At 41.6% G+C, this 7500-nt stretch carries 7 protein-coding genes (1 of these 7 only partly in view); all 7 read right to left on the minus strand.

Translation table 11 applies throughout. From position 1 onward, the window contains the following. Positions 1-173 precede the first annotated feature (173 nt). Positions 174-542 (minus strand): DUF356 domain-containing protein, encoded by a 369-nt coding sequence (locus QC759_RS06760; protein ID WP_048073722.1) that lies wholly within the window; start codon positions 540-542, stop codon positions 174-176. Positions 543-545: 3 nt separating this feature from the next. Then, the gene (locus tag QC759_RS06765; protein ID WP_048073721.1) at positions 546-1814 is read right to left on the minus strand and encodes an Mfer764 family protein; all 1269 of its coding nucleotides are present in this window, start codon (positions 1812-1814) and stop codon (positions 546-548) included. A 41-nt stretch (positions 1815-1855) separates the two neighbouring features. Further along, a complete protein-coding gene (locus tag QC759_RS06770) occupies positions 1856-2290 on the minus strand; it encodes an Mfer763 family protein (protein ID WP_048073720.1) in 435 nt (144 codons plus the stop codon). Between the two features lie 80 nt (positions 2291-2370). Continuing rightward, the gene (gene murC / locus QC759_RS06775; protein WP_052400022.1) at positions 2371-3933 is read right to left on the minus strand and encodes a pseudomurein biosynthesis peptide ligase pMurC; all 1563 of its coding nucleotides are present in this window, start codon (positions 3931-3933) and stop codon (positions 2371-2373) included. 294 nt (positions 3934-4227) lie between these two features. Continuing rightward, entirely contained in the window at positions 4228-5643 is a 1416-nt protein-coding gene (gene murE, locus QC759_RS06780) for a pseudomurein biosynthesis peptide ligase pMurE (RefSeq protein WP_048073719.1), read from the minus strand. Positions 5644-5727: 84 nt separating this feature from the next. Beyond that, positions 5728-6804, minus strand: a complete 1077-nt coding sequence (mraY, locus tag QC759_RS06785; protein ID WP_048073718.1) for a pseudomurein biosynthesis MraY family phospho-N-acetylmuramoyl-pentapeptide-transferase — start codon at positions 6802-6804, stop codon at positions 5728-5730. Between the two features lie 374 nt (positions 6805-7178). Next, positions 7179-7500: the 3' portion of a pseudomurein biosynthesis D-Ala-D-Ala ligase gene (gene ddl / locus QC759_RS06790; protein ID WP_048073717.1), read on the minus strand. 878 nt of this gene lie beyond the right edge of the window; only the last 322 of its 1200 coding nucleotides appear in the window; its start codon lies off the right edge, out of view; the stop codon is at positions 7179-7181.

The raw sequence follows: 7500 nt of genomic DNA on the forward strand, positions 1-7500 counted from the left end.
AGAAACTTGAAAAAACTAAGACCCTAAAACTATTAATTCACTATGACTATCCCTTCTCTAAATAAGTCCTAACTATCACTAATTTAAAAATTGATTTAAAGATATTCAAAAGCTTAAAAATTAGAATAAAAAAATATTTAGATAAAAAAAGGTTAAAAAATATATTTTTATAGTTATGGGGGTGTGGTGCTTTTTTTCTTGGAAGAATAATACCCTTTAAGTGAGGGAAGGGTGTTGAATATTTTTCGCACGGCTTCCCACTGGTCATACTCCTCACTTATGACCACTACATGTGCGGGGGGATGTATCTTCCTTATGCGGAGGATGCTAAGTGTTGCATCCTCTTTCACCGATACTAAAACCGCTATTTTAGCTTTAGACCTTAATTTATCCTTCATTATGCTTTTTGCATATTCATCCGCCAGTTTATTCTTGATTATCCGGGGGGATCCGTTAATTTTTAGTCCGGCATGTCTTTCAATGTCTGCCAGACTGTTGAGGAGTTTGGCCTGGGATTCTGCCCGGATTAATATTAAGCTCATGGTTTACCTCCTTCTCTTAAGGAAAGAGTTGATTAACGAGCTGCGGAACAAAACCAGTATTATCAGTATCAGTCCAATTGCAGTTTGTATGCTTCCTACAATGTCCAGTACTGATGAACTTATGGGTAACTCCCAGGAAGGGGAAGTTCGACCCTCAGGCAGGGCTTTGTAGTAAACCCCAACTGCACGGGTACTTTCCACCACATTTATGTCTTTAGGTTCCACGTAGTTCACTCCGACCAGGTTACCATTGTTTATGGCGTTGTTTATGGTGGTGGCTATGGCTGTGCTGTTGTACCCATTTTTCTTAACTGAGTAATCCACCAGTTCTTCCGTGGTTTCATAAACACCGGCAGCATCAGTACCATACACTGAAACCAGTGTACTGTTACTGGTTACAGTGAGTTTATCTGCCAGGGCATCGTAGGCATAAATGGTTTTCAGTGCGGTCCCATCATAGGGACAGGTCTGGTAATTTTCAGCAGCAGGATATGCAACGCTCCATCCACAAGTAGGACATTCTTTGGAGTATTCTTCATCCATGGGGTAACCGGTGGTGTTCATTTTGGAAGGAGTAAACATATCTCCGGTGGTTAAGGAAGACACCAGGTTATCCCCACCTCCACCGTACTTTTCACCAGATTCCTTGGCTACCTTTTCCATTGCTGCACCCAATATCTCCGTGGATGGATATCCATCTCGGATCATCTTACCAATCATAACTGCAGTTTCCTGACGCACAGTTTCAGCAGTACCATATTGAGGATTACCATGGGTGTTACGCAGGTGTATTATTGCTCCTTTCTGTCCTGCGGGAAGTGTGGCCAGCCCTCCTGATACAGGGGTGGCAGTTATGGTTCCATTATTGTCCACTGTCACCACGTAAGCATCGAAGGATCCTCCCACTGCTGCCCCAATGGTGGGTCCTCCAGTCATTACCCTGATACCAGAGTAACTGCTGGCAGCACTGGCAGCTTCGGATGCGGTGGCCCCGTTATTCAATCTTTTAATGGTTTCCACAATTGCTGCCAGTCGGGGTGTACTGTTTCCTTCCCCACCAGAGAGAACTGCGAAATGATTCTCTTTGGACATGATAAATGTGGACTGGAACATGTTAGTAGCAAAGGACATACTGCCTGCGGCAGCTCCATTGGGATCTTTTCCCGTGGGATCCGTGATGATTACTATGTTGCAGGTGGCGGCTGAAGTGTTAATCAATAACGCCAGAGTCACCAGAAGTACTAGAATTTTTTGTAATTTGTTCCGATTCATCTTGGTTTCACCTTAAATAATTTTTCACTTCATTCCACCAATCAACCACTGGTTTGATTTACCTGTACAGTTGAAAAGTCTTCTACTACATTAACGGTTAATATTCCCGTGTTTTTATCCAATTTCACATCAACCGCTTTAATAGGAGCTACAGTTGTACCGGGTAGCGTGGATAACATGGCTGCCTGCCGCGCATTTTCCAGGGCTTCATTCAAGGGAACTTTTCTTTTGCTGGTTATGAGGGTGTCCCCCTGGATATAACTTCCTGATCTAAAACCCACATTGGCAATGTTGGTTTTTATAGATTCAGTGGGTACAATGTCGTTTCCTTTGACTATAACTCCAGATATGGCCACTCCGTTTTCAGTTCCATTGGATGAGGCATAGGACATGTAGGACATTAGTCTCCCGGAGGTGATAAGAATGAATGCCAGCATTAAAATAATCAGGGTATCTCTTCTTACCTTTATGAACATGTTTTTTTCACCTGTTTTTGGTCATTTAGAAGTTTTAAACATTTATTAATTTACTCAGAATTCTATTTTTGTAGATCTAACTATTTTTGTGAATCAATGAAAATCTTAATTTTTTCTTTATATTTAACTGCTGCTTCCCCAATACATATTAGGGCATCGGCATCACATTCCAATCCCTTTTCAAGTCCTCGAACTACCTGTTCTTCTGTAGCTCCCAGGGTGCCTTCACGGAATTTTTCAGGTTCCTCAGTGGTTAATATGATTTTGCCAGAGGAAATATAACTTTCTGCGGCCAGCCGTGAATAGTAAGAAGCAGGTATGATGAAATCCGCGTTGGCCAGTGTTCGTTCCATAATTTCATTATCTCCAGATTTGCCCGATTCTGAGGAGATGGTTATAACCACGGCTATCTTATTGTATGTTTTATTAAGTTCCCGGAGTACAGTTTCAACTCCCGAAGGATTATGACCGTAATCCACTATCAAATCCCGATTTTCATCCTGGTGAATATATTCTAAACGTCCAGGAACTCCCTTAAATGTGGGGAGGTAATTTTTGATTTCTTCCAGTGGTATTTTCAGTATTTCATGGGCCACGGCAATGGCTCCTAGGGCGTTGTAAACATTGTGCAGCCCGGTGATTCCCATTTCCATTTTAATTTTTTCCTGGGAAGTTTGGAGAAGGAAACTGTTACCCTGGATAGCAGTGGCCAGGTAATCTGGTGTGGGACGTTTTAAACCGCACTGGCAGTGATAATAACCTACTCCTGATAGAGTTTCCTTTAGGGTGATTTCTTCTCCGCACCAGCATTCTTTTTTACTCTCACCTTGTACTTCATGGTCAACTCCAAAGGTGATCACCTTTCCCTGGTAATTAATATGGGATATTAATCCCCATATAGCAGGATCATCTCCATTGACCACCACTGTTTCACCACGGAGCTTTTCCAGGAGTTCCCCTTTGATCAGACTGTAGTGCCTGAAATCATGACCGTTATTCAGGTGGTCGGGGTTAATGTTGGTTATAACTCCACAGGAGGGGTAGCAACGATCTAATATGAACTTCAAATCTCCGGTGTTCCCTTCGGTACCAGTTTCTACCACGGCAATATCCCCCTTCAACCGGCACTGTAAGGGGGGAATGTAATCTATATTTCCCTGAAGAGTTCTAAATCCATGTTCCGTGGGTTTCAGTCCGGCACTGTAACAAAAATGCTTCAGTAAAGTGGTGGTGGTTGTTTTCCCATTGGTCCCGGTGACACAGATAACTGGTTTATTGGGATGGATCTGTTGCAGAAGTTTTTCCACATCTAGAAGTTGCGCTGGGCTGTCTTTTATCTTCTGGAACAGGTTCGAAGTTTTAGGGAGGCTGGGTGGGGGGATTATATAAGTTGATGAATTGAAAAATATTTCAGGATGTTCATTAAGGTAAATTTGCGAGTTATAATCCTTTAAAGTGTAAAGGAAAGGGCAGTTTTTCGCGCTGTGGATGTCAGTGCCCATCACCCTTTGACCGTGGTCCATCAGGACCCGGGCAACCAGGTTTCCCACAACTCCGCAGATACCAATAACTCCAAAGGTTTCCATTTCAGTGAAGGGAATCTTCTCCATCTGGGATGAATGTTTGTCCATATCTGTACTCATTTTTTTTAACACCGGTTTAAGTTCCTATATTTTATTTTTATTCCCTAAATACCTATATCATTTAACTTGGTTTTTGATTAATAATATTCTGTGATTAGTAAGAGAATTTTTCGGTGAAGTAGAGAATCTGGTAACCTAAATACTACGGGGAGGAATCCAAACTTCTACTATTTCCTTGTAAGTTGTTAAGGTCTTTAGCTAAGGGAGTATAATAAACAAGATTATCTTTATCTAACTTAATAAATTCACTTATAAAAAATCTTCTTTTACCATAACAGACCAGAAATAAACTCATTATTGATTTATCATATCCTTCAAAATACTGGCTGCAGGGTCCATTCCCTGAGCCCCAATAAGAAGAATAGTATCCTCTTTTTTGGTAGATTTTAAAGCTTTTTCTAATGATTCACTGAGAGTTTCACAGTGGAGGTAATTAATTCCTTCCTTGTGCAGCACCTCTATAAATAACTTTTTCTCCCGGGGTTTAACCCAGTTGGCGTTATCCACCACATCTTGGCTGCTGGTTAATATTAAGTTGTAATCAATACCTTTTATGGCGTCGGCAACAGCCTGGGCATTCAATTGGTTAAGGGAAGTTCCACGGGAACCTCTGATAGCACAGACCAGGTGAAGTTTTCCTGATGTCAACTGGGCAGCACTGTTAATAGTAGCCTTTATACCATCAGGATTGTGAGCAAAATCATCAATAATAAGGGGGTCAGTGTTTAAAATACTAAACCTACGTTTTAATGGTTGGTATGATTTAACGGCTTTTTTAATAATATTTGGATTAATATTTAGGGCTAATGCTGTACTAACTGCTGCCAGGGTATTTTGAATGAAATGGGGGCTTTTAAAGGGAAGATCTTCGGTGGGAATTAACAGGGTGTCCTGGTAGAAAATTCCCGGCTCCTGGTATTCAACATCAGTGTGGGAACCATAGAATGTTACCTGTGCCTCAGATGGTACCAGTTGCTGCATGTTCCGTATTACCGGGTCATCATGGTTTAAAACAACAAAATCTCCTCTAAAACCATCCAGTACTCCTGAAATTTCTTTTGATGCTTCCTCAATAGTATTCACCAGGCCAATATGGTCCAGTGCCACGTTGGTTAGAACTACTATTTGGGGCTGGATAGCATTGGTCATGAGACGAGCATGATCTTTCATGTTCCTATTTTCCCATCCCTGGACTTCGGAAACCTCCAGGGCAACGGCATCCATATCTTTAAACTCGGCAATCTGCTTGGCAACCATGGGATCGATCAGGGTGTTAAACTCAGATTCAGAATCAGTATTGGTATGGGTGATGTAACCAGCTTCCTGGAGAATGGTGTAGATCATATGGGTGGTGGTGGATTTCCCATTGGTGCCGGTGACCACTATCCTTAAGGAATCGGGGGCGAATGTTTCCAGAGCCCAGCTTATGGCAAATGCATTGGCCAGTTCAATCTTTTCAGTTAAAATAAGGGGAATATTAAGTTTTTGAGCTATATCCAGGGCACTATTCCGGGCATCCTGGGTTACAACACAGGAAGCACCCTTACTTGAAGCTATTTCCACTCCAGTTTCATCAATCCAGTGTCTTATGACTGCATCTCCCTTTTTAGCATCTTTAAGAATGTTAAAAATGCCAGTTATTGGTTGATCTGCCCCGATTAATTTACCATGGCACTGTCCAGCCAGATAAGCAGTGGTAAGTCCTCTCATTATGTTGCCTGTTGTTTTCCTAAATATTTCCATTCATCAATGTTGTTTTACATTTATCCGTGCCTTTTAATGTCCGCAGATATTTTACCACAGGAATTGGTAGATTAAAATGGCTGCTACGCATATGATCAGGGTAGTTGACCAGTAAAGGGCAATTATCTTTTTCTCACTAAGGCCCTTGTAGTGCAGGGTATGATGTAAGGGTTCCACTGGCAATTTAATGATGTGTGAACGGTGCATTAGACTGACCACTACTGAGATGATGGGTATGGCCAGGGCAATTACTGCAAAGTAAATCACGTCCCCTACAAAACCCGCAGTAATGTAGCCGGCTCCCAGGGCAAAGGAACCAGTATCCCCCATGATTATAATGGCAGGATAATGGTTGAAAACTAAAAAACCAACAGAAACTCCGGTTAACACTCCAAATGGAATTGCTGCAGCGGGATTTCCAGTGATTATGGCGAAAATGGCACAGGAAGCAGAGGCAATAGCCAGTATCCCTGCGGCTAATCCATCCATTCCATCTATGAGGTTTACGGAGTTAATTGAACCTATAACTCCAAAGATTACCAGGGGAATAATGAAAATTCCTGCTTCAAATCCCAAAACTGAAGAACTAACTGCACCAGTGGCGGCCAAGAAGATTCCCAGAACAATCTGGGCAATTATTTTATCCCTTTCTGTTCCTTCAGTTTTAATTGGCGTTTCGCCAGTTATTTCAATCTTTCCATCATTCAATAAACTTGGAAGGTCCTCTTTAGCCTTGGGTGTTGCTACTCTGGCTTCTTCACCGGGTTTAAGTGTCAGACGACCAATGGTTATGGGATGGGTAGCTATGTTACGGGCCACCTTCTGCACTTCCTTGATCTTAAGTCCCAAAAGATCATCCAGCAACCCCACCAGTCCCGCGCTTAACATAATAAGCACGGTAAGCACCAAATTTTGTTCATGGAAAAAAACAGCAGCAGCCAGTGCCGCACCCAGCAGCATGGCCAGACCACCCATGGTGGGGGTCCCGGTTTTATGCCGGTGTTCAGTTACTATGGGACTATCGGTTACACCGGCATTAATGAGTATCTTGCGTACGAAGTAAGTAAAAAATATTGTAGCCAAGGCTGTCAAAATAAAGGTTAAAATTAGCATCTCTGTATCGCTCAATGTACCACCTAATTATTATAATCAATTATCAAATTTATTACACTAATCACATCTTGAAATTATCTCAATAACTATATCCAACCCAATAACTCATATTCCAAATAATTTCATTTATCAATCAAATAGAGAAGTTATCAATAAATATGATATGTTTTTTTTAATATCAGAATTTCCCTTTTTTATAATTACGCATTCAATCAATCTATTTACTTATAACTTCCCTATAATGTTTTATTATTTTTAATCTTCCGGGGTCATTAATCTAGGTAACCCCATGAAAAATATTTGACAATTTCATTTAAATAATCTAAATTAAAGCTCTATTTCTGTGTAGGTCCATTTTATTCACGTGTAGTTTTATCTGTGTGTTAAATTTATTCTACCTGCAGGTTAAGATTTTTAGCAGTCTGCAGTACTTCTGCCTCAGTTCTCCCCCGGATGGTAATTCGCTGGTGGTTTTCTGGACCGTGGATTACCCAGCTATTATCCCCCTGGAACTTGCGGTACTGGTAATTGTTCCTCTCCATGGGGTATTTTCCTACAGGTACTTCCAGAGCGCAGTAATCTTTCATGCGTTCCTCTACCTGGCGGGCATTCCAGGATCCGGTGGCCATGTCCACCAGTTCACAGAGGGGGTGGATATCACAGGATGCAGCAGTTAAGTAACGGGTGCCACTGGGGCGGGTGTTAATTTCC

This window comes from Methanobacterium formicicum, assembly GCF_029848115.1.
GTDB lineage: Archaea > Methanobacteriota > Methanobacteria > Methanobacteriales > Methanobacteriaceae > Methanobacterium > Methanobacterium formicicum.